This window comes from Pseudodesulfovibrio sp. lm2024, assembly GCF_051175575.1.
Classification (GTDB): Bacteria; Desulfobacterota; Desulfovibrionia; order Desulfovibrionales; family Desulfovibrionaceae; genus Pseudodesulfovibrio; species Pseudodesulfovibrio caledoniensis.
Genome location: NZ_CP195092.1, coordinates 2,410,629 through 2,435,328, shown reverse-complemented (window position 1 = coordinate 2,435,328; position 24,700 = coordinate 2,410,629). Strand labels below are relative to the sequence as shown.

The window sequence follows — 24,700 nt, the reverse complement described above, 5'->3', positions numbered from 1 at the left end:
CAGGAGCAGGGGCTACACGTTGAAGCGGAACTCGATGATGTCGCCGTCCTGGACGATGTAGTCCTTGCCTTCCAGCCGCGCCTTGCCCGCTTCCTTGACCTTCTTGAAATCCCCGTAGGCCAGGAAGTCGTCATAGCCGATGACCTCGGCGCGGATGAATCCCTTCTCGAAGTCTGTGTGGATGACGCCCGCGGCCTGGGGCGCGGTGGAGCCCGCGCGCAGGGGCCAGGTGCGGCATTCGTCCTCGCCCGTCGTGAGGAAGGAGATCAGGCCGAGGAGCTGGTAGGTCTTGCTGATAACCTTGTCCAGGGCGGATTCGGTGATGCCCAGATCGCTCAGGAACTCGGCCTTTTCCTCGGGATCGTCTATTTCGGCCAGCTCTCGTTCGAGCTTGGCGGCCACGGCGATGTGGGCCATGCCGGTGGATTCTTCGGGGAGTTTGCGGTCCGCCTCCTCGCCCTCGGGGCAGTTCCAGGCGTAGAGAATGGGCCGGGCCGAGAGGAACTTGTACCCCTTGAGTTCGGGCAGTCCGCAGATTTCCGCGTCCGTGCGCAGGGGGCGTTCGGTTTCGAGCAGATCGAGCGCCCGCTTCAGGGCCACTTCCTCCTTGGGGTCCACCAGAGCCTTGTTCTTCTTGCCGTCCGTGGCCAGCTTTTCCAGCCGTTTTTCGATGACCGCCATATCGCTGACCATCATGTCCGCCTCGATGGCCTGCCATTGCTTTTCGGGGTCGTTCATGCCCGAGAAACCGTCGAGCACGCCGATGAAGCAGTCGTAGGGGCGGATTTCGTTGAGCACGCGCTCGCCCAACCCCGCGCCCTTGCCGCCTCCACCCGGGATGTCTAGGTATTCGATCTCGCTGTAGGTGACCTTCTTGGGCTGAAAAAGTTCTATGAGCGGGTAAAGCCGCGCGTCCGGAACCTTGACCATGGCCCGGTTCCCGGCGGCGGCCGCCTCGGGGCCCGCCAGGGCGGCGAACAGATCGGTCTTGCCGGAGCCGGAGAATCCGAAGATGGCGGTTTTCATGTCTTTCTCCTTCGCTGAAACGGATGGTCGATGGTCGGCCCGGAAGGGGCTTGGCGGAAGTTACCAGTTATCCGGGGGAATGCAAAGAAAGAGCGAAGCGGCGAGCCATTGGCGCGGAGCGGCGAGCCAAAAACGCGGGGCGGCAAACCATTGAACGCCGGGCGGTTTTCCCTTACGGTGCCTGACATGCACAAGACAGGGAACATCTTTCTCATCGGGCCGCGCGCCTGCGGCAAGACCAGCGTGGGCCGGGCCCTGGCCAAGCGGCTGGGTATGGAGTTCGTGGACACGGACCACGCCTTTGTTCAGGCCGTGGGCATGGACATCGCGTCCTTTGTGGATGCCAACGGCTGGGACGCCTTCCGCGACGAGGAGGCCGCGACGCTTGCGCGCGAGGCCAAGCCTGGCGGCCGGGTCATCGGCTGCGGCGGGGGCATCGTTCTGCGCGAATCCAACCGGGCCGTGCTGGCCCGGGGCGTCACCCTGTACCTCAAGGCCGGGGTCGAGGAGCTGGTCCGGCGGCTGAAGGCCGACCCGCTCGAAGCCCAGCGGCCGTCCCTGACCGGCAAGTCCCTGGCGGACGAGGTCCGCGAGGTCCTCAAGGCCCGCGCCCCCCTGTACGAAGCGTGCGCCGATCACATCATAGAGGGGGCGAGCCTGGCCGCCACCGTGGAGCGGGCGCTCGAAGCGGTGAAAACCTTTCCCGAGCGTTTTTGACAGGTTGGGCCGTCAGGCATATAAGCGTGGAGAACCATGCGCACTAAAATCTTTTCGCCGTACTGGATGCCGGTCTGGTTCTTTGCCGGGGCCATACTGATCGGCGCACTCATACTACATATGGACGTGAGCCACCCCGGTGGCCCGTTGTCCTTTGTGGACGCCCTGTTCACGGCCACCTCGGCCATGTGCGTCACCGGCCTGGCCGTGGTGGACACCGGCTCGTATTTCTCCACGCTCGGCCTGGACGTCATCCTGGTGCTCATCCAGCTCGGCGGATTGGGGATCATGACCTTCACCACCCTGATCATCCATCTGCTGGGGCGGCACGTCTCCCTGACCGACCGGCTGGCAGTGGGCCAGTCCCTGCTGCATGACCCGTCGTTCAGCCTGCCCCGGTTCCTCATGCGGGTGGTCCTGTGGGCGTTCTCCTTCGAGGCCGCGGGCGCTCTGAGCCTTTGGCTGCTGGATCCGGTGGGCTTCAATCCGTATTCGGCGGTCTTCCATTCGGTCTCGGCGTTCTGCAACGCCGGGTTCTCGCTGTATCCCGACTCCCTGACCCGGTGGTCCGGCAACGGCGCGGTCAACATGGTCTTCATAGTACTCATCACCGCCGGCGGCCTGGGTTTCTACGTGCTCAACGAATGCGGCACCCTGATCTGGAACGCGCTGTTCGGGCGCAACCGGCGCAGGCGCGGCAAGCCGCAGATGAGCTGGCACACGGCCATCGTGCTCAAGACCAGCCTGGCCCTGGTGGTGGTCGGCACCGTGGTCATCTTCGCGGCCGAAGGCGCGGCGGGCAACGCGCCGGACAACGTGCTCGAGCATTTCTGGAACGCCCTGTTCCAGTCCGTGACCTGCCGCACCGCCGGGTTCAACACCGTGGACATCGGCGGCATGACCAACGTGTCCCTGGCCGTGATGATGCTTTTGATGTTCATCGGCGGCTCGCCGGGCTCCTGCGCGGGCGGCATCAAGACGACCACCTTCCGCGCCCTGGTCGGGTTCGTCTGGGCCGAGTTCCGGGGGTGGGAGCAGGTCCGCATCGGCCGGTTCGCGCTCGATCAGAAGGCCATGAACAAGGTGGTCTCCCTGGTGACCATGAGCCTGCTGCTGGTGGGCGTGGGCACCATGGTCCTGACCTCCATGGAGAGCGGGGACAGCGCCTACCTCATGGCGCGCGGCGAGTTCATCGCCGACATGTTCGAATCCATTTCCGCCTTTGCCACCGTGGGCTTGTCCACGGGCATGACCCCGCTGCTCGACAACTTCGAGCGGGTCACGCTCATCGTGCTCATGTTCGTGGGGCGTCTGGGCCCCATCTGGATGCTCTCGGCGCTGCAGAGCTGGCAGTCCGAACGGCGCTTCCGGGTGCCGACCTCGACGCTGCCCTTCGGCTAGACTGACAAGGAGTTTTTTCAATGTCTGCAAAAAAGGAAATCGCCGTCATCGGGCTGGGCAAGTTCGGTTACGCCCTGGCCAAGGCCCTGACCGAGCTGGGCCATTCCGTGGTCGGGGTGGACATCAACCCCGAGTACGTGCGCCGGGCCCAGGACATCATCGCCCAGGCCTACCAGGCCGACGCCACGGACGAGAAGATGCTCGGCCAGATCGGCATCAAGGACCTGGATAGGGTCATCGTGTCCACGGGCGACTCCATGGAGGCGAGTATCCTGGTGGTCCTGAACCTCCAGGCCGTGGGGGTAAAGAACATCTGGGTCAAGGCCATCAGCGAGGCGCACGAGCGGGTGCTCTACAAGCTCGGCGTGCCGTTCGTGGTCTTCCCCGAGGCGTTCGTGGCCGCCCAGATGGCCAACCGGCTGACCGCGCCCGGGCTGCAGGAGTATTTCGGCCTGGGCAAGGACGTGGCCGTGCGCGAGATCATCGTGGAGAACTGGATCGGAAAGACCTTGCGCGATCTCGACCTGACCAATAAGTACCAGGTGCAGGTCATCGCCTTCCGCTTGGCCGGGGACTCGGAGTTCCATTTCGTGCCCCAGGCGGACAGGGCGCTCAAGACCGGGGACGTCCTGGTCCTCCTCGGGCGGACCGAGGACATCATGCGGGTCGACAAATTCTAGGGAGCGGGAGCGAACATGAGCGGCAACACCTTCGGACAGTTATTTCGGCTGACCACCTTCGGCGAGTCCCACGGCCTGGGCCTGGGCGGCGTGGTGGACGGCTGCCCTTCGGGCATCCCCCTGGACGAATCCATCATCCAGTCCGAACTGGACCGGCGCAGGCCCGGCCAGGGCGGGCTGGCCTCGACCACCCGCAACGAGCCGGACCAGGTCAAGATTCTGTCCGGCGTGTTCGAGGGCAGGACCACGGGCACGCCCATCGGCTTTTTCGTGGAGAACACCAACCAGCGTTCCCACGACTATTCCAAGATCAAGGACGTGTTCCGGCCCGGACACGCGGATTTCAGCTACAACGCCAAGTACGGGTTCCGGGACTACCGGGGCGGCGGGCGTTCGTCCGGCCGCGAGACCGTGTCCCGCGTGGCGGGCGGGGCCATCGCCCAGGAGCTGCTGCGCCTGGAGGGCATCTCCATCTACGCCTACACCGTGGAGTTCGGCGGCATCAAGGCCGAGGTCAAGGATATCGAGGGTGCCCAGGACCGGTCCTATTTCAGCCCGGACCCGGATATCGTCGAGACCTGGGACGAGCGGGTCATCAAGGTCCGCGACGACGAGGACACCCTGGGCGGCGTGGTCGAGGTCCGGGCGACCGGACTGCCCGCCGGGCTCGGCGAACCGGTCTTCGGCAAGTTCGACGCGCGCATCGCGGCGGCGTTCATGTCCGTGGGCGCGGTCAAGGGCGTGGAGATCGGCTCGGGCATGGGTGCCGCGCGCAGCCTCGGCAGCGAGAACAACGACCCCATCGGTCCGGATGGTTTCCTGTCCAACAACGCGGGCGGCATCCTCGGCGGCATCTCGTCCGGCCAGGACGTGGTGGCGCGGGCCTACGTCAAACCCATCGCGTCCATCCTCCAGGAACAGCAGACCATCACCACCCAGGGCGAGCCGACCTTCATCATGGTCGGCGGCCGCCACGACATCAGCGCCATCCCGCGCATCAACCCGGTGCTCAAGGCCATGATGGCCCTGACCATCGCGGACCTGCTCCTGCTCGACAGGCGGCTGGGTGTACGCGACTAGCGTAGGAAAGACATTAAGGTAGAAAGGGCCGACGCACGCTAGTGCGTCGGCCCTTTCCTTGCCACGAAGTATACTAACATCGCGCCGAAGGCGCCAAAGTGGGATGCAAGGGTGCGAACCATTGCCCGCCGGAGGCGAAATCATCCGCTCATCGCCGCGAAGCGGCTTTCACTATCTGATTCTATAACCCGACACGGCGCTCAGGCTTGATCCCGGAAAAGAAGAACAGCACCAGGGCGGTGATCGCGCCCAATGTGTCGCAGAGCATGTCGGACTGGGCGTCCCAGATATCGCCCTGGGAGCCGAGGAATTCGATGCCCGCCTCGCCGCCCGCAGTCACGGCGTACCACCATTCGATGATCTCGTATCCGGCGGCCAGGGCCATGATGGCGAACAGGCCGAAGAGGTAGGCCACCACGGGGCGGGCCAGGTTTTTTCGCGTCAGGAATTCCGCTATGGGGAAGGCGTAGAAGCCGATGGAGTAGTGGCCGACGCGGTCGAAGTGGTTGCGCTCGAAGCCGAACAGGTCGGTCACGAAGTCGAACGGCACGTTGGCGAAGGTGTAGTGGCCGCCGATGGTGTGCAGGACCAGCCAGCAGGCCATGAGCACGTAGGCCAGGTTGGAGAAGCGGAAAAGCGGGTAGGTGGCCACCAGCAGCAGGAAGGCCGCCATGATCGGGATGTTCTCGGCCCACCACACGTCGCGCATGACCGGGTTCACGGCCATGATCGTCCAGAAGGCCGCGAAGGCGACGGCCAGGGCGTGGGGGAACCGGCGGGACAGGGCGGACTCGTTGTTCATGGGCTACTTGAGCTTTTTCAGGCGTACGGCCGTGCCGTAGCAGGAGTAGTACTTGTCGCCTTCGGGATGGAAGGCCACGGTCTCGCGGTAGCCGACGATGGCGTCCGCGTTGACGTCCACGGCCTGGGCCATGAGCCCGTAGAAGGCGTTGTCGAAGACGTAGCTGCGGCAGACGATGAGCCCGAAGGCGGACTGGATCTCCCGGCCGGGAACGGCTTCGGTGGTGACGATCTTCATCTTCCCGGCCATGTAGATGTCCTTGGCCAGGGTCAGCCTATGGTCGGTGCCGACTTCGTCCTTGTCCGTGGCCTGCTTCCTGGGCGAACCGAATATGAGCGCCATGCGTCTCCCCTCGATGTGAGTAACTGAAAGTTGTTGCTCACGATTTGTAGCGCACCACGGGGGCGGGGGCAAGCGTTTGGCGTTCGTTCAGGAGAGGGGACCGGACAGCGCCGGTCCCCTGGATACGGCTATTTTTCGACAAAGGTCCGGAACAGGGTGCCGACCACATTCATCTGCGCGGCATAGGCCGTGGCTTCGAATATCTGCTGGTCGGTCCAGCCCGCCGAGCGCACCGCGTCCAGATCTTCGCGGGTCACTTCGTCCGGCGTCTTGACGCACTTGGCGGCAAAGGCGACCAGGGCCGCGTCCTTGGGCTCGAACGCCTTGCCCGGGTCCGTGAACAGGGCGTCAACCTCGGTTTCGGACAATCCCATGGTTCCGAGCATCTTTCGGTTGAAGACGGAGCAGAATCCGAAGCAGGCCGTGGAGGCTCCGATATAGCGCAGGGCGGCCAACAGTTCCGGCGTGTAGGCGTCGTCCTGCATGTAGTCCCCGGCAATGGCCATCTGTTTGACCAGGTAACGCGGGCTCGCGCTGTACAACTGGATCGGATCGGGCACCGGGATGTGTGCGGGAAATGCGGAATAGACCTTCTTCACCGCCCCTTCGGCCTGTTCGGGCCTGACGTAATCGATCATGAACATGCTTTGCTCCTTGTTGTAGTAGACCGGTCGTCTACATAGTGGTTAAACAAAAGCCGCCACCGGCGGGCCGGGAGGCGGCTACTTCAGGACTTTATTGAAAATGAACCGGGAGAAGAGCTCAAGCGGCTCGCCGTTCTTGGTGACCTTCATGCGGATAATCGCGCCGTGCCACGCCTCGACCATGAAGATGGCCGTCTCGTGCGTGTCCAAGTCGGCCGCGATTTCCCCTTTGGCCTTAGCGTTTTCCAGAATGGCCGCCAGCCGGGACGTCATGCCGTCAAAGGCCTGGATAAGCCGGAGGCGGAACGGTTCGCTCAGGTCGCTCATTTCCTGGGCCAGGTTGCCCACAGGGCAGCCTCGCGTGTAACCGTGTGCGGCGAAGTGTGCGGCGAACCCATCGAATATCTTGCGTAATTGCTCCAGCGGCGTCAGGCTGGAATCATTGAGAGCGCTGTCGATGATCCCCCGGAACATCGTTCCGAAATGGTTGACCATCTCGATGCCGAACGCCTCCTTGTTGTCGAAATAAAAATAGAACGACCCCTTGGGCACGCCCGCCTCACGCAGGATGTCCTTCAACCCCGTGTTGTTGAACCCCTGCCGATGCACCAGCTCGGCCCCGGCCTCAATGATCCGCTGTTTCGTGTCCTCGCTCATGAGAGTGCTAATAGACCGGTCGTCTACTGAGCGTCAAGAGAAAAGAATGCCTCCGGTGGCCAGAGGGGGAAACTTTTGGAAAGGGTTCCCCCCCTTGCCCCCGGCCGCCGGAGGCGCAAAAAAAGAGCGGGCCGGTGCAACCGGGCCGCTCTTTCATTTGTCGTGCAATCGCGCGAGCTACGGGGTGACCTTCATGAGGTAGGCCTTGTCCGGGGTGAGGTACTGTTTGACCATATCCTGGATTTCGGCCGGGGTGACGGTCTGGGCCCGGTCGATGAGTTTTTGTTCGTAGGTCAGGTCGAATCCGCGCACCTGCAGGCTGGCGGCCTCGCGGCTGCGGGAAAGCAGGGACTGGTGTTCCTGGTAGTAATCGCCTGTCAGGATGTTCCGGGCGCGGTCTATCTCGTCCTGGGGCAGGGGGGTGGCGGCCAGGTCGGCCAGCACCTTCTTGAAGCCGATCAGGGACTGGTCGACCTTGTCCGGCCCGGTGCCGATGTACAGGGCCATGAACCCGGTGTTGCGGCTCTGCCAAAGCATGGCGGTGACCGTGTAGGCCAGCCCCTGCTTGTCGCGCAGGTCGCGGAAGAGCAGGCCGGACTGGCCCGCCAGGGCGGCGCGCAGCAGTTCGAGCTTGGCGGACGCCTCCTGGTCGGTCTTACCCGGTGTGGGGAAGATCATCAGGACGTGCGCCTGGTTGCGGTCGGGCAGATGAAGGTCGTCCTCGCGCTCTGTGCCCCACTCGGGGGTGGTGAAGGCGTACTCGCCGGTGGGCGCGGTGAGGGTCCGGGCGATGTTGGTCGCAAAGGTCTCCATGGCCGCCTGGTCGAAGTCGCCGCACACGGCCAGGGTGAACGGGTGCATGGACTGGCGGCTCCAGAAGCGGATGATGTCGGCCGTGGTGAACTGCTCGACGCCTTCGGGGGTGCCCATGTGGAGCAGGGCGTAGGGGCCGGTCTTGTACAGGAACGGGAAGAGCTGGCGGAAGGCCAGGCCGAGCGGCCGGTCCTCGCTCTGCTTGATGCCCGCGATCTGGTCCTGCTTGGCCCGCTCCACCTCGGTCTGGTTGAAGGCCGGGGCGGTCAGGGTTTCGGTCAGGACCGGCAGTACCTGGTCCGTGAACCGGGTGGGGAATTTGGCCTCCACGGCGAACACGTTGCGCCCGGCGGTGGAGCCCAGGCTGGCCGCGTGGTCGGACAGGAAGTCCTGCAATTCGGTGGCGGACATCTTGAGGGTCCCGCGCGTCAGGGACGCGGCGGCCAGGGCGGCCAGCCCCTGCTGCGACGGGTCGAGCTCGCCGTCGCCGCCGGTCCAGTACATGGACATGGCGGTGTAGGGCAGGGTCTCGTCGGGCAACAGGATCAGTTTGGAGCCGCCGGGCAGGGCGACCTCGGCCGGCCCCGTGGCCTGCTTGGCGGCTTGCTGGGCCTGGGCCGCCTTTTTGGACGGCCAGTTGGCCTTGGTGACTTCGGTCAATCCTTCGGCGGAGACCGGGGCGTCCTCGGGCGTGAGCACGGCCAGGGTCAGCCGGTCGGGCCGGATGTATTCGTCGAAGAGCCGCTTCAGTTCGTCGCGGTTCACCTGGCTCAGGGCGAAGAGGTAGTTCTTCTCGGCCTGTTCGCCGTTGTCCAGGAACTGGAAGTAGCCGAGCTTCCCGGCCAGGCCGGACAGGGTCTCCTTGGCCAGGAACAGGGAGTTCTCGAGATTCAGGCGGGCGCGTTCGATCTCGCGGTCCGTGAAGTCCGCCGGATCGAAGGCGGCCATCTCCTTGTTCAACTCGGTCCAGAACTCGTCAACCTTGTCCGCGTCGAGCACGGCATGGACGTAGAGCATGCCGCCGCGTTCAAGCGACAGCGGCGAGACCGAGATGTCGTCGACCAGCTGCTTGTCGTATTTGAAGGTCCGGTACAGGCGCGAAGTGTCGTCCCCGCCGAGCAGCTGGCAGAGCATCTCCAGGCCGGGGATTTCGGCCGAGGTGCCGTAGGGGATGGGGAAGGCCGCGCCCATGTAGACCTTGTTCCATTTGCCGGTCAGCTTGACCACGCGGGGGCCGTCGCCCGCCTCGGGAACGGGCAGGGGCGCGGGCGGGGTGAAGGAACGGGTGTTGACCAGGGAGCCGACCAACTGGTCGGCCTCGGCCAGGATCTTGTCCGGGTCCACCTTGCCGACCACGGCCAGGAGCATGGACTGCGGCTGGTAGTGGTTGGCGATGTACTGCTTGATCTGCGGGCGGGTGATGCCGGACACGGTCTCGCGGGTGCCGATGATCGGCCACTCGTAGCTGGTGTCCCTCCAGACCATGGACTGCAGGGTCTTGAAAAGTTTGCTGGTGGGCGCGTCCTCGCCGCGCTCGAGCTCTTCGAGCACGACCTTCTTCTCGCTCTCCAGTTCCTTGGGATCGATGGTTTGATGGAATGCCATGTCCGTGACCACGTCCATGCCGAGCTTCCACTGGGTCTCGGGGACCTCCACGTAGTAGACGGTGTAGTCGAAGCTGGTGGCCGCGTTCAGGCTGCCGCCCACGGACTCGATCTGGCGGGCGGTCTCGCCCGGGCCGCGCTTGTCCGTGCCCTTGAAGACCATGTGCTCGAGAAGGTGGCTGATGCCCGCGATGTCGGGGGTCTCGTAGGCGCTGCCCGCGTGCACGTACAGGCGGACGTTGACCAGCGGGAAGCGGTCGTCCTCCTTGATGAGCACGGTCAGGCCGTTCTTGAGCTTGACGATGTGCGTGGCCGACTGGTCGGAGCCGTCCAGGGAGGGGAGGGACGCCTTGGCAGTCGTCGTGGCCGGGGTCGGGACGGTTTCGGTACGGTTATTCATGGATGTTGTTTTGCAGCCCGCGAGGAGCAAAGCGAGCCCCGCAAGCAATAATAGTTTTCGGAACATGGATAAAACTCCATAAATTGGTCTTTCTCACTAATTTCGACATCAAGTTGCTGTTCTGTGTGCTGAATAAGATAAGGCCGATTGCCCGGCTGGCAAGCGGTCCCGGAGTATTGCGGCCTGAACGGTCAAATACCCTAACCGAGGCGGCCCGAAATGGAAACCCGAAAAGCGGGCGGCCCGAATTGGGCGGATAAACCAACCTGTCTCCCGGCAGATGCTTTTTGATCTTTTGCGAAAAAAAGCGGGCAGGGCCCAAGCGTCTGCTTGACCGTGCAATCAATGCCTTTTTCCCCGGATGGCGCTGGGTGCGGCGGGGCGGGGAGCCGTTGAGATGGGGTTGGAGATATTGACAAATTTCTTTTTTCAAGACTACGTTGCAATACGATTGTCTAGGGTGCTTCTGTGTTCAACAAAACGGAGGAATGAATGTCCATTAGTTACGCACCAGCTGGCAAATCCGGCAAGTGGGATGGCGCGTTGGATTGGCTGCAAATGCTGTCCGGCGCCAGCCTGATTTTGTTCATGTGGTGTCACATGCTGCTGGTTTCCAGCGTCGTCATCAGCCCCCGGCTGATGAACGCCATCGCCGGGTTCTTCGAGGCGACGTACATGGCCCAGGTGGGCGGTCCGCTCATCTTTCTCGTCTTTCTGTTCCATTTCACCCTGGCCGCCCGGAAGATTCCCTTCCGCGCCGAAGGCCAGAAGACCATCTGGCAGCACGCCCGGATGATGCATCACGGCGACACCTGGCTTTGGGTGATTCAGGTCGTCTCCGCCATGCTCATCCTGGTCATGGGCTCCATCCACATGTGGGTGATCCTGACCGACCTGCCCATCACGGCGGTCAAGTCCGCTGCCCGCGTCCAGAGCGGATTCTGGGCCGTGTTTTATCTCTTCCTGCTCCCCCTGGCCGAGTTGCACGTGGGCATAGGTTTCTACCGTATAGGGGTCAAATGGGGCTTCATCAAGGACCGGGAGCGGTTCAAGTTCAAGCGCGGCGAGAACCTGCTGACCGGCATGTTCATCGCCATCGGCCTGATCACCCTGATCCGCTTCCTGTTCTTAAGCATCAACTAACGGAGAATCAGCCATGCAGACTGTCTACACCGATTTTCTTGTTGTCGGAGCGGGTCTGGCGGGCGAGCGCGCGGCCGTGGAAGCGGCCGAAGCCGGATTCTCCGCCATCTGTTTGAGCCTGGTGCCGGCCCGGCGGTCCCATTCCTCCGCCGCGCAGGGCGGCATGCAGGCATCCCTGGGCAATTCCGTCATGGGCGAGGGCGACGGCCCGGACGTCCATTTCGCGGACACGGTCAAAGGCTCGGACTGGGGCTGCGACCAGGAGGTCGCCCGCCTGTTCGCGGACACCGCGCCCATCGAGATGCGCCGCCTGGCCCATTGGGGCGTGCCGTGGAACCGCGTGGTTCCGGGCAAGTCCATCTATTACAAGGGCGGCAAGCAGTACGAAAAGGTTGAGGCCGAGGAAAAGGAGGGGCTGATCATGGCCCGCTCCTTCGGCGGCACGGCCAAGTGGCGCACCTGCTACACCTCGGACGGCACCGGCCACGCGGTCATGTGCACCATGGACAACCGCTGCGCCGAGAAGGGCGTGGAGGTCCACGACAAGACCGAGGCCATAGCCCTGCTCCAGGACGGCGAGACCTGCTTCGGCGTGGTCGCCCGCTGCCTGCGCACGGGCGAGCTGCGCGTCTACCTCTCCAGGGCGACCATGATCGCGGCGGGCGGGTTCGGGCGCATCTACCCGAACACCACCAACGCGGTCATCTGCGACGGCGGGGCGCACACCATGTGCGTGGCCACCGGACTGGTCCCCATGGGCAACATGGAGGCGGTCCAGTTCCATCCCACCGGCATCGTGCCCACCGACATCCTGGTCACCGAAGGGTGCCGGGGCGACGGCGGCACGCTGCTCGACGTGGACGAGAAGCGGTTCATGAACATCTATGAACCGGAAAAGGCCGAGCTGGCCTCGCGCGACGTGGTCTCCCGCTGGATGACCCATCACATGCGCGAGGGCCACGGCGTGAAGTCCCCCTACGGCGAGCATCTCTGGCTCGACATCCGCCATCTGGGCAAGGAGCACATCACCGGCAAGCTGCGCGAGGTCTACGAGATCTGCACCTCCTTCCTCGGTGTGGACCCCATCCACCAGCTCATCCCGGTGCGTCCGACCCAGCACTATTCCATGGGCGGCGTGCGCACCAACAAGGACGGCGCGGCCTACGGGCTCAAGGGGCTGTTCGCCGCGGGCGAGGCCGCCTGCTGGGACATGCACGGCTTCAACCGGCTGGGCGGCAACTCCCTGGCCGAGACCGTGGTCGCGGGCGGCATCATCGGCCGCAGGATCGCCGAATACCTTGAAGGGTGCGAGACCGAGTTCAAGACCGGGCTGATCAACGACGAGGTCAAGAGGCAGCAGACCCGCATCGACGACCTGATCTCCGGCGCGAACGGTTCGGAGAACATCTACAAGGTCCGTTCCGCCATGCAGGACGCCCTGCACAAGGGCGCGAACATCTTCCGCACTCAGGAGGGGCTGGAGAAATGCGTGGCCGATCTTCAGGAGACCCTGATCCGGGCCAAGAAGGTCGGTCTGCGCTCCAACGGCAAGGGGGTCAACCCCGAACTGGCCGCCGCCCTCAAGCTCGAAGGCCAGGTCAAGCTCGCCCTGATGGTCGCCTACGGCGCGCTCATGCGCACCGAGTCGCGCGGCTCGCACAACCGCGAGGATTTCCCGGCGCGCAACGACCGCGACTGGTTGACCCGGACCCTGGCCTATTGGAAGAAGCCCGAGGACACCCTGCCGACCCTCGAATACGAGCCGTCCACCACCGTGGTGGAGATTCCGCCGGGCGACCGGGGCTACGGCCATGCGGAAATCATCAGCGCCGACGACAAGAAGGAATAGACCATGTCCAGATTACTCAAACTCAACATCTTCCGGTACAATCCCGAAGACGAGCAGTCCGCGCCGCACATGCAGGAGTTCGTCCTGGAAGAGACCGATTCCATGACCCTGTTCATCGCGCTCAACCGCATCCGCGAGGAACAGGACCCGTCCCTGCAGTTCGACTTCTGCTGCCGGGCGGGCATCTGCGGCTCATGCGGCATGGTCATCAACGGCCGACCCGGCCTGGCCTGCCACACCAAGACCCGCGACCTGCCGGGCGAGATCACGCTCCTGCCCCTGCCGGTCTTCAAGCTGGTCGGCGACCTGTCCGTGGACACCGGCACCTGGTTCCGCGAGATGTACACCAAGACCGAATCGTGGATCCACACCAATAAGGTGTTCGACCCCGCCGCGCTTGAGGAGCGCATGGACAACAAGGACGCCGTGGCCATCTACGAGCTGGAGCGGTGCGTGGAATGCGGCTGCTGCATTTCCGCATGCGGCACCGCCCGGCTGCGCGAGGACTTCATGGGCGCGGCCGCGCTCAACCGCGTGGCCCGGTTCCTCATCGACCCGCGCGATCAGCGGACCGATCGCGACTACTACGACATCATCGGCAACGATATGGGCATCTTCGGCTGCATGGGCCTGCTGGCCTGCGAAGACGTCTGCCCCAAACACCTGCCGCTGCAAAATCAACTCGGCTTCCTGCGACGCAAAATGGGCATCACGTCCCTGAAGCGTCTGTTCAGTAAATAGGATGCCTCCGGCGGCCGGGGGAAGGGGAAGGAAAAACCTTTCGAGAAAGGTTCTTTCCTTCCCCTTCCCCCGGACCCCCATCCCCATCCTTTTCCAAAGCTTTTTGGTGCCGCTTCGCGGTGGAGGGGGACGGGAGATCAGGCCGTTGTGCGGGGCTTTTTCAATAGGTGAGATGAGGTTGAATCAACACGCTCGCACGGTCTCGAGCGAAGCGAGCGATAAAAAGTTTTGGAGAGTCCAGAGAACCTGTTTCAAAAGGTTCTCTGGTCCCGCCGAAGGCGACCCCCGGTAGGGCTGCCGGAGGCATTCATCGGAGGCTAATCAATGAGAGAGATTCAAGGAAAGGATGTCATCGAGGCCGTGGCCGGGATGTGCGTGCGGGGCAACACGGTGTTGCCCGCGGACGTTCGCCGCAAACTGGAGCAGGCCATGGCCGAGGAGGATTCCCCTTCGGCCGTGGAGGTCTTGCGCCAGCTGCTGGAAAACGCCGACCTGGCGAGCGACACCAAGTTGCCGCTGTGCCAGGACTGCGGGCTGGCCGTGCTGTTCGTGGAGGTCGGCGACGACTGCAAGGTGGTCGGCGGCAACCTGCGCGATTTGATCAACGAGGGCGTGCGCAAGGGGTACGCGGACGGGTACCTGCGCAAGTCGGCGTGCGATCCGCTGACCCGGGCCAACACCGGCGACGGCACCCCGGCGATCATCCATTTTGATCTGGTGCCGGGCGACAAGTTGAAGATCGCCTACATGGCCAAGGGCGGCGGGGCCGAGAACATGTCCCGCGTGACCATGCTCGCCCCGGCCCAGGGCTGGGAGGGCATCAAGAAGTTCGTGATCGAGCGGGTGGCCGAGGCCGGGCCGAATCCGTGCCCGCCGACCATCATCGGCGTGGGCATCGGCGGGACCTTCGAGCACGCGGCCAAGATCGCCAAGCGCGGCCTGCTGCGCAGGCTGGACGATGTCCATCCCGATCCCAAGGTCGCGGCCATGGAAAAGGAACTGGAAGAGGCCCTTAACGCGCTGGGCATCGGCCCCATGGGTTTGGGCGGCAAGACCACCGTGCTCGGCGTGAAGATCACCCTGGAACCGTGCCACCTGGCCAGCCTGCCGCTGGCGGTCAATGTCCAGTGTCATTCCCAGCGCCATGAGGAGGTCGTACTGTAATGGCCGAATACAAGCTGAACACGCCTTTGACGGACGAGGACATCGAGCGGCTCGAGGCCGGGGACGTGGTGTTCCTGACCGGGATCATCTATTCCGCTCGCGACGCGGCCCACAAGAAGCTGGTGGAGTTGCTGGACGCCGGCAAGGAGCTGCCGTTTGAGCTGGAAGGATCGGCCATCTATTACGTGGGCCCGAGCCCGGCCCCTCCGGGCCGTCCCATCGGTTCAGCCGGACCGACCACCTCCTACCGCATGGACACCTACGCCCCGAGGCTGCACTCGCTGGGCATGAAGGCGTCCATCGGCAAGGGCAAGCGCTCGGACGAGGTCAAGGCGGCCATGGAGAAGTACAAGGGCGTCTATTTCGGGGCCACGGGCGGCGCGGGCGCGCTGCTGTCCAACTCCATAGTGGAGTCCACGGTCATCGCCTTCGAGGAATTGGGGCCCGAGGCCGTGCGCGAAATGAAAGTCAAGGATTTCCCGCTGCTGGTCATCAACGACTGCCACGGCGGTGAATTATACGTCAAACCGAAACTTGACACTGCCGGTTAATTGATTCACGAAAGGGGCGGGGCGCAAGGCGTCCCGCCCCGATAAGCACACCGCTTCGGGGATGTTTAAGTCCAGGATATCAGAGGTTTATCATGGAACATGCGTACTTCGAAAACGTGGATAATCACGAAGAGGCCAAGAAGAACGAGAACATCTACACTCCGTATCCCGGTGCGGACGAGAAGTATGATGACGGTTCCGATTGGCGTCTCTACAATCCCGACAAATATCGCGATCCGAACTGGTCTCCGGATAAGGAATAATACAAAAGGGGCCCCTCGGCCCCTTTCTCCATTGTTCTGTATCTACCCGGCTTAGCTGACTCTTATTCTCGTCTCTTCCTGCGGAACCGTTCCTCTCGCCTAGTCGGCGAACATCTTGTCGAAACGGCTCTGGCCCTGCGGGCCCGTGGCCTTGATCTCTTGCAGCGCCCTGTTGAGCCGGTGAATCAGTCGGTCGTCGGTGTCGCGGCTGAAAGCGAAGTACAGGGGCTCCTCGTCAAAGGTGAAGTAGACGGTGAAGTCTTCCGGGCGCAGCCCCATGCCCGCCAACAGGCTGGCCGCTCCGAGCTCGGTGGACGCGAACAGGTCCGCCTGGCCCTTGTCGAGTCTGCGCAGGGCCTGGACGTGGCTCGGGCTGCGCAGCAGCCTTTCCTCTTTCATGCCGCCCGCGAGCAGGGCCTTTTCCGGCCTGCTCCAGCGCACGGTGGCTATGCGGTAATCCTTGAGCTGATCCCTGGTGGGGATGAAGAGTTCGTCCCGCTTGCGGCCGATGAGCACGATCTTGGCGGTGGTTATCGGGCCGACCCACTTGTAGAGGTGTTCGGTCCTCATGTTGCGCTGGGCGTTGAGCAGGATGCGCTGTGATTTCCGGGCCGTGTTCTCGTAGGCGTAGGCCCAGGGGGTCAGCTTGATTTCGCGGTCGCTGATAGGGGTGCCGCACATCTCCATGATGGTGGTCAGGGTGGAGACCGCCACGCCTTTGACGGTCAGCCCGCTGCTGACGCAGTAGGGCGGGTAGGGCGCTCCCATGGCGATGAAATCCCCGGCCCGCGCAGACGGCGCGGCGCTCAGGCCCAGGAGGAGAAAAAGCGTGATGGTGAGTAAGCGTTTCATGGTATCCTTGCGACCGGATTTCTCTAGCAAATCCCCCGTTGATTAGCAATAATCATTCCATACCCTCAAAGCAGGAATTGCCTCTTTGCCTGGCTTTTTAGGCACATCGAGCTTGACTCTATTCCGATAATAGTTATTTTTAATTTGCAGTAACCGTCATCCCCCTCGGAGCGTTTCCGGGCCGAAGGATGATGGTCGGACCGCATGGTACATGCATATTCTCCTCTTCTTGCCCCCTGAGGACCGGATTGATCCCCGGTCCTCTTTTTTGGGCCGTCGAAAACCTTGGCCTTCTTGTCCCGCATCCTCTTGCAAGGGAACGCCTTTCAGAGTATCCCAAGTGGCTTGAAGGAGAAAATCATGTCCCAACATTTCGCCCGGAGGATGAGCACCGTTCACCGCTCGTTCATCCGGGAAATTCTGAAAGTCACGGCTGATCCGGAAATCATTTCTTTTGCGGGCGGTCTGCCCAACCCCGAACTCTTCCCCGTCTCCGCCATGGACGCGGCCGCCCACGAGGTCTTCAAGGACATCGGGGCCAGCGCCCTGCAGTACTCGACCACCGAGGGCGACGCGGGATTGCGGGCCATCATTGCCGAGCGGTACAAGACGCGCGGCCTGACCGTGGACCCGGACACCATCCTGGTGACCACCGGCTCCCAGCAGATTCTCGACATCTGCGCCAAGGTCTTCATGGACAGGGAGAGCAAGGTCGTCATCGAGCGGCCCGGCTATCTCGGCGCCATCCAGGCCTTTTCCCTGTTCGAGCCCGAATTCGTAACCATCTCCCTGGAGGACGACGGGCCGAATCTCGAAGAGCTCGAGGCGGCGTTCAAGGACGGGGCGAAGTGTTTCTACGCGGTGCCCAACTTCCAGAATCCGTCGGGCGTGAGCTACTCCCTGGAGAAGCGCAAGGCCGTGGCGGCCCTGGCCGACCGGTACGACGCGCTTTTTGTGGAGGACGACCCCTACGGCGAGCTGCGCTTCCTGGGCGAGGACCTGCCCAGCGTCTTTTCCTTTTGCGAGAAGAAGGGGCTGCTGTGCGGCTCGTTCTCCAAGATCGCCGCGCCGGGCTTCCGCATCGGCTGGGTGGTCGCCCCGCAGAAGGATATCTACGACAAGCTGGTCATCGCCAAGCAGGCGGCCGACCTGCACACCTCCACCGTGGCCCAGGCGATCATGCGCCGCTACCTGGAGACCAACGACATCGAGTCCCACGTGGCGCTCATCAAGGAGCGGTACGGCCGCCAGCGCGAGTGCATGGTGGAGATGATCGGCAAGTACTTCCCGGAAGAGGTGTCCATCACCCGTCCCGAGGGGGGCATGTTCCTGTGGGTGACCATGCCCGAGGGGTGCTCGAGCATGGACCTGTTCGACATGGCCATCAAGGACAAGGTGGCCTTCGTGCCCGGCAGGCCGTTCTTCGTGGACGGCTCGGGCGAGAACACCCTGCGCCTGAACTTCTCCAATTCGGACGAAGGCCGGATCGAGGAGGGCATCAGGCGGCTCGGCAAGTCCATCGGTTCGTTCCTGAAGTAACGCCATGGGCGCGAGGGACGCCCACGGCTCAAGATACCAAGGATGAGTTTTATGTCTCAGCACATCGTAATCATCGGCGGCGTGGCGCTCGGGCCCAAGGCCGCCTGTCGTTTCAAGCGGTTGGAGCCCGAGTCCAAGGTAACCATGATCGACCAGTCGTCCATGATCTCTTACGGCGGCTGCGGCATCCCTTATTATGTCTCCGGTGACGTGTCGGACGCGTCCGAACTGTGCACCACCAGCTTCCACATGCTCCGCGACCCCAAGTTCTTCAAGGACGTCAAGGGCGTTGACGCCCGTATCCTGACCAAGGCCACGCGCATCGACCGCGAGAACAAGTGCGTGGAAGTGGAGAACGTCCGGACCGGCGAGAAGGAGACCATCTCCTATAACAAGCTGGTCATCGCCACCGGCGCGTCCCCGCGCAAGCTGGGCCTGCCCGGCGAGGACCTGAAGGGCGTCAACTACGTGGCCAATCCCGGCGACGCCACGCGCATTCGCGAGGCCATCTCCAAGGGCGAGGTGGGCAACGCGGTGATCATCGGCGCGGGCTTCATCGGCCTGGAAATGGCCGAGGCGTTTGCCGACATGTGGGGCGTGGAGACCTCGGTGGTCGAGATCACCGGCCAGATCATGCCCCGCCTGGTCAGCCCGACGCTGGCCACCATGGGCCGCAAGCACATGGAGGAGAACGGGGTATCCTTTTATTTCGGCGAGACCGTCAAGGCCATCGAAGGCGAGGACGGCGTGGTCAAGCGTGTGATCACCAGCGAGCGCGTGCTCGACGCGGACGCGGTGATCATCTCGGCCGGCGTGGTCCCCAACTCGGACATCGCCAAGGAGGCCGGACTGGCCGTGCATGAGCGCGGCGGGGTGTATGTGGACGAGTTCATGCGCACCAACGACCCGGACATCTACGCGGGCGGCGACTGCTGCATAGTCCCGAACCTGGTCACCGGCCAGGACGCCTTCCTGCCGCTGGGCTCCATGGCCAACCGCCAGGGCCGCATCATCGGCACCAATCTGGCGGGCGGGGCGGCCAAGTTCGACGGCGTGGTCGGCTCGTTCGTGGTCAAGCTGTTCGAGACCTCCATGGCGGGCACGGGCTTGAGCCTCGATTCGGCCAAGGCCGCCGGGTTCGACGCCATGTCCGTGCTGCTCATCCAGCTGGACCGGGCGCATTTCTACCCGACCAAGGAGCTGATGACGCTCGAGATGGTTGTGGACAAGCCCACCCGCCGCGTGCTCGGCGTGCAGGGCTTCGGCTCCTCGGGCGACGCCATGGTGGGCCGCATCAACGCGGTGGCCGCCATCCTCAAGTCGTCCCCGACCATTGACGACGTATCCAACATGGAGCTGGCCTACTCCCCGCCGTTCGCCGCCGCCATGGATATCCTGAACACCCTGGCCAACCTGGCCGACAACGCGCTTGCGGGCATCAACCGCGGCGTGGGCCCCGCCGGATTCAAGGAGCTGTGGGACAACCGCGACAAGGACGCCTGCTTCTTCCTGGACTGCCGGGAAAAGGGCGACGCCGAGCCGTACATGGAGCGCAACCCGGAATTCTGGCACAATGTTCCGCAGGGCGAGATCTACAACCGCCTGGACGAGATCCCCAAGGGCCGGCCCGTGGTGCTGATCTGCAACACCGGGGCGCGGTCCTACGAGGCGCAGATCATGCTCGACGGGAAGGGCTACAAGGATGTGACCAACATCCACGGCGGCATGGCGGCCATCAAGAAGTACGGCATCGATCTCTAGACCGGCTACCATAAACGCTGGAGGCGGCGTGCGGTTTCTGATCGTCGACGACGACGAGAGCATACACCTCTTTCTGCAGGTCATCCTGGCCCCCTACGGGGAGTGCATTGCGGCTTCTACCGGCGAACGCGCGGTGGAGTTGTTTGTGCGCGCGCGGGACGAGGGGCGTCCCTTCGACGTGGTTCTCATGGACATTCTGATGCCCGGCATGGACGGGCACCAGGCGGCGGAGATCATGCGCGCGAAGGAGAAGGAGGACGGCGTGGCCGAAGCCGACAGCTTCAAGCTGGCCATGATCACCTGCGTTGTGGACGACACCAGCGTGGACAGGGCGTTCTTCAACACCAGGGCGTGCATCTACATCGTCAAGCCTCTGGATCGGCAAACGGTGATCAGCGAGCTCAAGGAGCACTTCATCATCTAACTCGCCTCGATATTGCAAACAAAAACGGCGCACCCGAAAGAGTGCGCCGTTTTTTTGTTCCCAACGAACAAACCGTCCAAGTCCCCCCGCGAAGCGGCCACAAAAAGTTTGGGAAAAGAGGGGGAAGGGGGTCCGGGGGAAGGGGGAGAAAGAACCCTTTTTAAAGGGTTTTTCTCCCCTTCCCCCGGCCGATCGCTGCTGTCCTCATCCGTAAGACTCGAGGACTCGCCAACGGCTGGAGGCCTGGAGGCCTATATACGGCCTTCCTCGACGCCGTGGCAGGCGACCACGGTGCCGTTATCGAGGGTACGCTGCTTGGGGATTTCCCGAGAGCAGCGCTCGTTCGCGTGTTGGCACCGGCCGTGGAAGACGCAGCCGGTGGGCAGGTTGATGGGGGTGGGCACGTCGCCGGACAGCTTGACGTGTCCCCCGGCCTTGCCGCCGAGCCTCGGGATGGCGGACAGCAGGGCCTGGGTGTAGGGGTGCCTGGGGCTGGTGAACAGCTCCTTGGCCGTGGCCAGCTCGCAGACGCAGCCGAGGTACATGACCAGCACGCGGCTGGAGATGTGCTCGACCACGCTCAAGTCATGGCTGATGAACAGGTAGGTCAGTCCGCGCTGCTCCTGGGCGTCCATGAGCAGGTTGAGGATCTGGGCCTGGATGGACACGTCGAGCGCGGCGATGGGCTCGTCGGCCGCGATGAATTCCGGATCGAGGACCAGGGCGCGGGCGATGGAGATGCGCTGGCGCTGGCCGCCGGAGAACTCGTGCGGGAAGTTGGTGGCCCAGCACGGGTCCACGCCCACCTGGCACATGACCTCGGCCACGCGGTCGCGGACCTCGTCACGGTTCATGTCCGGGTTGTGGAAGCGGACCGGCTCCTCCAGGATCTGGCGTACGGTCATGCGCGGGTTGAGCGATGCGTACGGGTCCTGGAAGACCATCTGCATCTTGGTCCGGTAGGGGAGCATCCTGGCCGAACTGAGGTTGTCGATGCGCGCCCCCCGGTAGTGGATCTCGCCCTTGTTGGGCCGGTACAGCCCCATGACTGTGCGGGCCAGTGTGGATTTGCCGCAGCCGGACTCGCCGACCACGCTCAGGGTCTCGCCCGCCTGGACGTCCAGGGAGACGCTGTTGACCGCCTTGACCACGGTTTTCTTGCGGCTGATCTTGCCGCCGGTGAACCGGATCTGATCGATGACCGAACCGGAGATGTCGAAGTGTTTGTCGATGTCCCTGACTTCTAGGATGGCACTCATGATTACTCGCCTCCTTCGCATTCGAAACAGGCGACCTGGGTGCCGCATTCGAGTTCATGGAGTTTCGGTATTTCGGTCTTGCAGCGCTCTTTACAGATGGTGCAGCGCGGTTCGAACGGACAGCCCTTGGGCATGTTCAGCAGCGAGGGCATCATGCCGGGGATCTGGTTCAGCCGCCGCTCGCCGCCCGCCATCTGCGGCAGGGCCTGGATGAGCCCCTTGGTGTAGGGGTGCTGCGGGTTTTCGATGAGCTGGTCGGCCGGTCCGAGTTCGACCACCTTGCCCGCGTAGAGCACGGCGATGCGCTGGGTGACCTCGGAGACCACGGCCAGGTCGTGGGTGATCAGGATGAGCCCCATGTTCTCCTTTTCGCAGAGCTCTAGGAGCAGGTCCATGATCTCGGCCTGGATGGTCACGTCGAGCGCGGTGGTGGGCTCGTCCGCGATGATCAGCTTGGGGCTGGTCAACAGCGAGATGGCGATGACGATGCGCTGGCGCATGCCGCCCGAGAACTCGTGCGGATACTGCTTGAGCCGTTTTTCCGGGGAGGGGATGTAGACCTTGCGCAGCTTGTCCAGACAGATGGCCTCGGCTTCCTTGTCCGAGACGTTCATGTGCGCCAGGATGGTCTCCTTCATCTGGGTGCCGATGGTCAGCACCGGGTTGAGCGTCATCATCGGATCCTGGAAGATCATGGAGATGTCGTTGCCCCGGATGTGGCGCATCTGGTCGGCCTTGAGAGTGGTCAGGTCCCGGCCGTCGAAGAGTATCTGGCCGCCGGTGATTTTGCCGGGCTTGGAGATGAGGTTGATGAGCGAGAAGCCGAGCACGGATTTGCCCGCGCCGGACTCGCCGACAATGCCGAGGCGTTCGCCTTTATTGATGACCAGGCTGACGTCGCGTACGGCCCGGACCCTGCCGGACCGCAATTCGAAGTCCACGCGCAGGTTCTTGATGTCTATGAGTTTTTCCACGCCTTACCCCTTGTAGAGTTTGGGGTTGAGGAAGTCCCGGACCCAGTCGCCCAGGAGATTGATGACCAGGATCAGGGTGACCAGCAGGATGCCGGGGAAGATGGTGATCCACCAGGAGCCGGAGAAGATGTACTCGAAACCGGCGGTGATCAGGGACCCAAGCGAAGGCTTGGTCACGGGCATGCCCAGCCCCAGGAAGGACAGGGCCGCCTCGCTCATGATGGCGTTGGCCACCTGGACCGTGGAGATGACGAGGACCGGGGAGAGGGTATTGGGCAGGATGTGCCGCCACATGATCCGGGTCTTGGACAGGCCGATGACCCGGGCCGCCTCCACGTATTCCTTTTTGCGTTCGGCCATCACCGAGGCGCGCACCGTGCGGGCGTACTGCGGCCATTCGGCCAGGCCGATGATGACGATGATCAGCGGCACGGCCACCTCGTCGTACCCGGCCACGCCGAAGGCGGCCTGGACGATGGCGCCGATGAATATGGCCACCATGTAGGTGGAGAACGACAGCTGGACGTCGGCTATGCGCATGAGGATGTTGTCCAGCCGTTTGATGTATCCGGAGAGCAGGCCGACCACGATGCCGATGAAGGCCTGGAGACAGACCGCGCCCACGCCGATGATGATGGACACGCGCATGCCGTAGAGCATGGTGGAGAGCATGTCGCGGCCCTGGGCGTCGGTGCCGAGCAGGAAGTCCGCGTTGCCGCCCTTTTCCCATACGGGCGGGAGCTGCGCGTTCATGATGTCGATGGTCTTGGTGTTGTACGGATCATGCGGGGCGATAATCGGCGCGGCAAAGGCGGTGAAGACCAGCAGGACCAGGATGGCGAAGCAGGTCACGGCCATGGGGTCGCGCAGGAAGCTGTAGAGCATGTAGGATTCTTTGAAACGTTGCCAGCGGGTTCTCATGCTACTGCCTCCCTGCCACGCGGACCGTGGGGTTGACCAGGCCGTAGATGATGTCCACCAGCGTGTTCACGAGCACGAACACGATACCGACGAAGACGAGATAGGCAACCATGAGCGATGTGTCGGAACGCTCGACGGACTCGATGAACATGGAGCCCATGCCCTGCCACTGGAACACGGTTTCGGTCAGGATGGTGAAGGCCACCATGATGCCGAGCTGCACGCCGCCCACGGTGATGACCGGGAGCAGGGTGTTCTTGAAGGCGTGGACCAGCCAGACGCGCCAGGGCTTGATGCCCTTGGCCCAGGCGAACTTGACGTATTCGCTCTCCAGGACCTCCATCATCTCGGAGCGGATGAGGCGGATGAACAGGGGGAGCATGATGGAAGACAGGGCGATGGACGGCATGATCAGGTGCTTGAGCCCGTCCGCGGTGAGCAGGCCGGAGTCCCACCAGCCGAACAGGAGCACGGTCTCCCCCCGGCCGTAGGACGGCAGCCAGTGCAGTTCCACGGAAAAAATGTAGATGAGCAGGATGGCCGTCAGGAAGACGGGCATGGATACGCCGACGATGGACCCGCCCATGATGATCTTGGAGAAGAAGCTCTTGGGCCGGATGGCCGAATAGATGCCGAGCGGTATGGACAGGACCACGATGATCAGCGCGGCGCAGAAGACCAGCTCCAGGGTGGCCGGGGCCTTTTTGATGATGACCTCGGTGGCCGGTTTCTTGAAGAAGTAGCTTTGTCCCAGGTCGCCGTGCAGGGCGTCGCGCAAAAAGCGCACGTACTGCACCGGGAAAGGGTCGTTGAGGCCGAGGCGCTCGCGGATCTGCGCCCGCTCGGCCGCCGTGACCCGCTGGCCCACCAGGTCACGGACCGGGTCGCCGAAGTTGTGCTTGATGGCGAATCCGATGAAGCTGATGATCAGCATGACGATCACGGCTTGGAGGATTCGTTTTACGGTGAATGCAAACATGTTGACTCTTGACGTTTATGTTTTCCGGGCACGGGATTGTGCGCAGGGTTGTTGGATGGACCGCAACGCTACCGGCCTTGAGGCCGTATTCTGTATGAAAGGGGAACCCTGGCG

Annotated in this window: 25 protein-coding genes; 13 read left to right on the top strand and 12 right to left on the bottom strand. The window is 63.3% G+C overall.

All coding sequences use genetic code 11. The features are described from left to right. Positions 1-12: 12 nt before the first annotated feature. Positions 13-1,026, bottom strand: coding sequence for a DUF933 domain-containing protein (locus ACR42D_RS11610; RefSeq protein ID WP_484566967.1), 1,014 nt, complete (start codon positions 1,024-1,026; stop codon positions 13-15). A 186-nt stretch (positions 1,027-1,212) separates the two neighbouring features. Here ACR42D_RS11610 and aroL point away from each other — a divergent pair, with 186 nt between their 5' ends. The 4 genes from aroL to aroC are packed head-to-tail and all read left to right on the top strand — an operon-like array spanning position 1,213 to position 4,904. After that, a complete protein-coding gene (gene aroL / locus ACR42D_RS11605; protein WP_484566966.1) occupies positions 1,213-1,743 on the top strand; it encodes a shikimate kinase AroL in 531 nt (176 codons plus the stop codon). A gap of 36 nt (positions 1,744-1,779) precedes the next feature. Continuing rightward, positions 1,780-3,144, top strand: coding sequence for a TrkH family potassium uptake protein (locus tag ACR42D_RS11600; protein WP_484566965.1), 1,365 nt, complete (start codon positions 1,780-1,782; stop codon positions 3,142-3,144). A 20-nt stretch (positions 3,145-3,164) separates the two neighbouring features. Continuing rightward, a complete protein-coding gene (locus ACR42D_RS11595) occupies positions 3,165-3,824 on the top strand; it encodes a potassium channel family protein (protein WP_484566964.1) in 660 nt (219 codons plus the stop codon). Between the two features lie 15 nt (positions 3,825-3,839). Next, on the top strand, positions 3,840-4,904 hold the full coding sequence (gene aroC / locus ACR42D_RS11590; RefSeq protein ID WP_484566963.1) for a chorismate synthase: 1,065 nt from the start codon (positions 3,840-3,842) through the stop codon (positions 4,902-4,904). A 181-nt stretch (positions 4,905-5,085) separates the two neighbouring features. Here the strand turns inward: aroC and ACR42D_RS11585 are convergent, their stop codons facing one another. The 6 genes from ACR42D_RS11585 to ACR42D_RS11560 all read right to left on the bottom strand — a co-directional run bounded on the left by ACR42D_RS11585 (position 5,086) and on the right by ACR42D_RS11560 (position 10,599). After that, positions 5,086-5,706 (bottom strand): DUF2238 domain-containing protein, encoded by a 621-nt coding sequence (locus tag ACR42D_RS11585; RefSeq protein WP_484566962.1) that lies wholly within the window; start codon positions 5,704-5,706, stop codon positions 5,086-5,088. A gap of 3 nt (positions 5,707-5,709) precedes the next feature. Continuing rightward, a complete protein-coding gene (locus tag ACR42D_RS11580) occupies positions 5,710-6,048 on the bottom strand; it encodes a YbjQ family protein (protein ID WP_484566961.1) in 339 nt (112 codons plus the stop codon). 128 nt (positions 6,049-6,176) lie between these two features. Next, complete coding sequence (locus ACR42D_RS11575) at positions 6,177-6,692, bottom strand: carboxymuconolactone decarboxylase family protein (protein WP_484566960.1); 516 nt, start codon at positions 6,690-6,692, stop codon at positions 6,177-6,179. A 78-nt stretch (positions 6,693-6,770) separates the two neighbouring features. Continuing rightward, a complete protein-coding gene (locus tag ACR42D_RS11570) occupies positions 6,771-7,349 on the bottom strand; it encodes a TetR/AcrR family transcriptional regulator (RefSeq protein ID WP_484566959.1) in 579 nt (192 codons plus the stop codon). A 177-nt stretch (positions 7,350-7,526) separates the two neighbouring features. Then, positions 7,527-10,232 (bottom strand): M16 family metallopeptidase, encoded by a 2,706-nt coding sequence (locus ACR42D_RS11565; RefSeq protein ID WP_484566958.1) that lies wholly within the window; start codon positions 10,230-10,232, stop codon positions 7,527-7,529. After that, the gene (locus ACR42D_RS11560; protein WP_484568490.1) at positions 10,159-10,599 is read right to left on the bottom strand and encodes a hypothetical protein; all 441 of its coding nucleotides are present in this window, start codon (positions 10,597-10,599) and stop codon (positions 10,159-10,161) included. The genes ACR42D_RS11565 and ACR42D_RS11560 overlap by 74 nt, the downstream gene beginning before the upstream one ends. Positions 10,600-10,658: 59 nt before the next feature. Here ACR42D_RS11560 and ACR42D_RS11555 point away from each other — a divergent pair, with 59 nt between their 5' ends. From ACR42D_RS11555 to ACR42D_RS11530, 6 genes are all read left to right on the top strand, one after another. Beyond that, a complete protein-coding gene (locus ACR42D_RS11555) occupies positions 10,659-11,309 on the top strand; it encodes a succinate dehydrogenase/fumarate reductase transmembrane subunit (protein ID WP_484566957.1) in 651 nt (216 codons plus the stop codon). A gap of 13 nt (positions 11,310-11,322) precedes the next feature. Continuing rightward, positions 11,323-13,158 (top strand): fumarate reductase flavoprotein subunit, encoded by a 1,836-nt coding sequence (locus tag ACR42D_RS11550; protein ID WP_484566956.1) that lies wholly within the window; start codon positions 11,323-11,325, stop codon positions 13,156-13,158. Between the two features lie 3 nt (positions 13,159-13,161). After that, positions 13,162-13,899 carry a fumarate reductase iron-sulfur subunit gene (locus ACR42D_RS11545; RefSeq protein ID WP_484566955.1) on the top strand — a complete coding sequence of 246 codons (738 nt, stop codon included), beginning with the start codon at positions 13,162-13,164 and terminating at the stop codon, positions 13,897-13,899. 324 nt (positions 13,900-14,223) lie between these two features. Further along, positions 14,224-15,063 carry a fumarate hydratase gene (locus ACR42D_RS11540; protein ID WP_484566954.1) on the top strand — a complete coding sequence of 280 codons (840 nt, stop codon included), beginning with the start codon at positions 14,224-14,226 and terminating at the stop codon, positions 15,061-15,063. Beyond that, positions 15,063-15,614: a Fe-S-containing hydro-lyase gene (locus ACR42D_RS11535; RefSeq protein WP_484566953.1), complete on the top strand. Its 552-nt coding sequence runs from the start codon at positions 15,063-15,065 to the stop codon at positions 15,612-15,614. The genes ACR42D_RS11540 and ACR42D_RS11535 overlap by 1 nt, the downstream gene beginning before the upstream one ends. A 92-nt stretch (positions 15,615-15,706) precedes the next feature. Next, positions 15,707-15,877: a hypothetical protein gene (locus ACR42D_RS11530; RefSeq protein ID WP_484566952.1), complete on the top strand. Its 171-nt coding sequence runs from the start codon at positions 15,707-15,709 to the stop codon at positions 15,875-15,877. Positions 15,878-15,976: 99 nt separating this feature from the next. On the opposite strand, the gene ACR42D_RS11525 is transcribed toward ACR42D_RS11530, so the two are convergent. Next, the gene (locus tag ACR42D_RS11525) at positions 15,977-16,729 is read right to left on the bottom strand and encodes a substrate-binding periplasmic protein (RefSeq protein WP_484566951.1); all 753 of its coding nucleotides are present in this window, start codon (positions 16,727-16,729) and stop codon (positions 15,977-15,979) included. Positions 16,730-17,089: 360 nt separating this feature from the next. Here ACR42D_RS11525 and ACR42D_RS11520 point away from each other — a divergent pair, with 360 nt between their 5' ends. Genes ACR42D_RS11520 through ACR42D_RS11510 form a run of 3 tightly spaced genes read left to right on the top strand, consistent with a single transcriptional unit; the run spans position 17,090 to position 20,453 of the window. Beyond that, a complete protein-coding gene (locus tag ACR42D_RS11520) occupies positions 17,090-18,268 on the top strand; it encodes an aminotransferase-like domain-containing protein (protein WP_484566950.1) in 1,179 nt (392 codons plus the stop codon). 51 nt (positions 18,269-18,319) lie between these two features. Then, a complete protein-coding gene (locus tag ACR42D_RS11515) occupies positions 18,320-20,029 on the top strand; it encodes an FAD-dependent oxidoreductase (RefSeq protein WP_484566949.1) in 1,710 nt (569 codons plus the stop codon). 28 nt (positions 20,030-20,057) lie between these two features. Next, positions 20,058-20,453 carry a response regulator gene (locus ACR42D_RS11510; RefSeq protein WP_484566948.1) on the top strand — a complete coding sequence of 132 codons (396 nt, stop codon included), beginning with the start codon at positions 20,058-20,060 and terminating at the stop codon, positions 20,451-20,453. A gap of 251 nt (positions 20,454-20,704) precedes the next feature. On the opposite strand, the gene ACR42D_RS11505 is transcribed toward ACR42D_RS11510, so the two are convergent. The 4 genes from ACR42D_RS11505 to ACR42D_RS11490 are packed head-to-tail and all read right to left on the bottom strand — an operon-like array spanning position 20,705 to position 24,586. After that, the gene (locus ACR42D_RS11505; RefSeq protein WP_484566947.1) at positions 20,705-21,712 is read right to left on the bottom strand and encodes an ABC transporter ATP-binding protein; all 1,008 of its coding nucleotides are present in this window, start codon (positions 21,710-21,712) and stop codon (positions 20,705-20,707) included. Positions 21,713-21,714: 2 nt separating this feature from the next. Then, positions 21,715-22,686 carry an ABC transporter ATP-binding protein gene (locus ACR42D_RS11500; RefSeq protein ID WP_484566946.1) on the bottom strand — a complete coding sequence of 324 codons (972 nt, stop codon included), beginning with the start codon at positions 22,684-22,686 and terminating at the stop codon, positions 21,715-21,717. Between the two features lie 3 nt (positions 22,687-22,689). Continuing rightward, entirely contained in the window at positions 22,690-23,607 is a 918-nt protein-coding gene (locus ACR42D_RS11495; protein ID WP_484566945.1) for an ABC transporter permease, read from the bottom strand. A gap of 1 nt (position 23,608) precedes the next feature. Further along, entirely contained in the window at positions 23,609-24,586 is a 978-nt protein-coding gene (locus tag ACR42D_RS11490) for an ABC transporter permease (RefSeq protein ID WP_484566944.1), read from the bottom strand. Positions 24,587-24,700 lie beyond the last annotated feature (114 nt).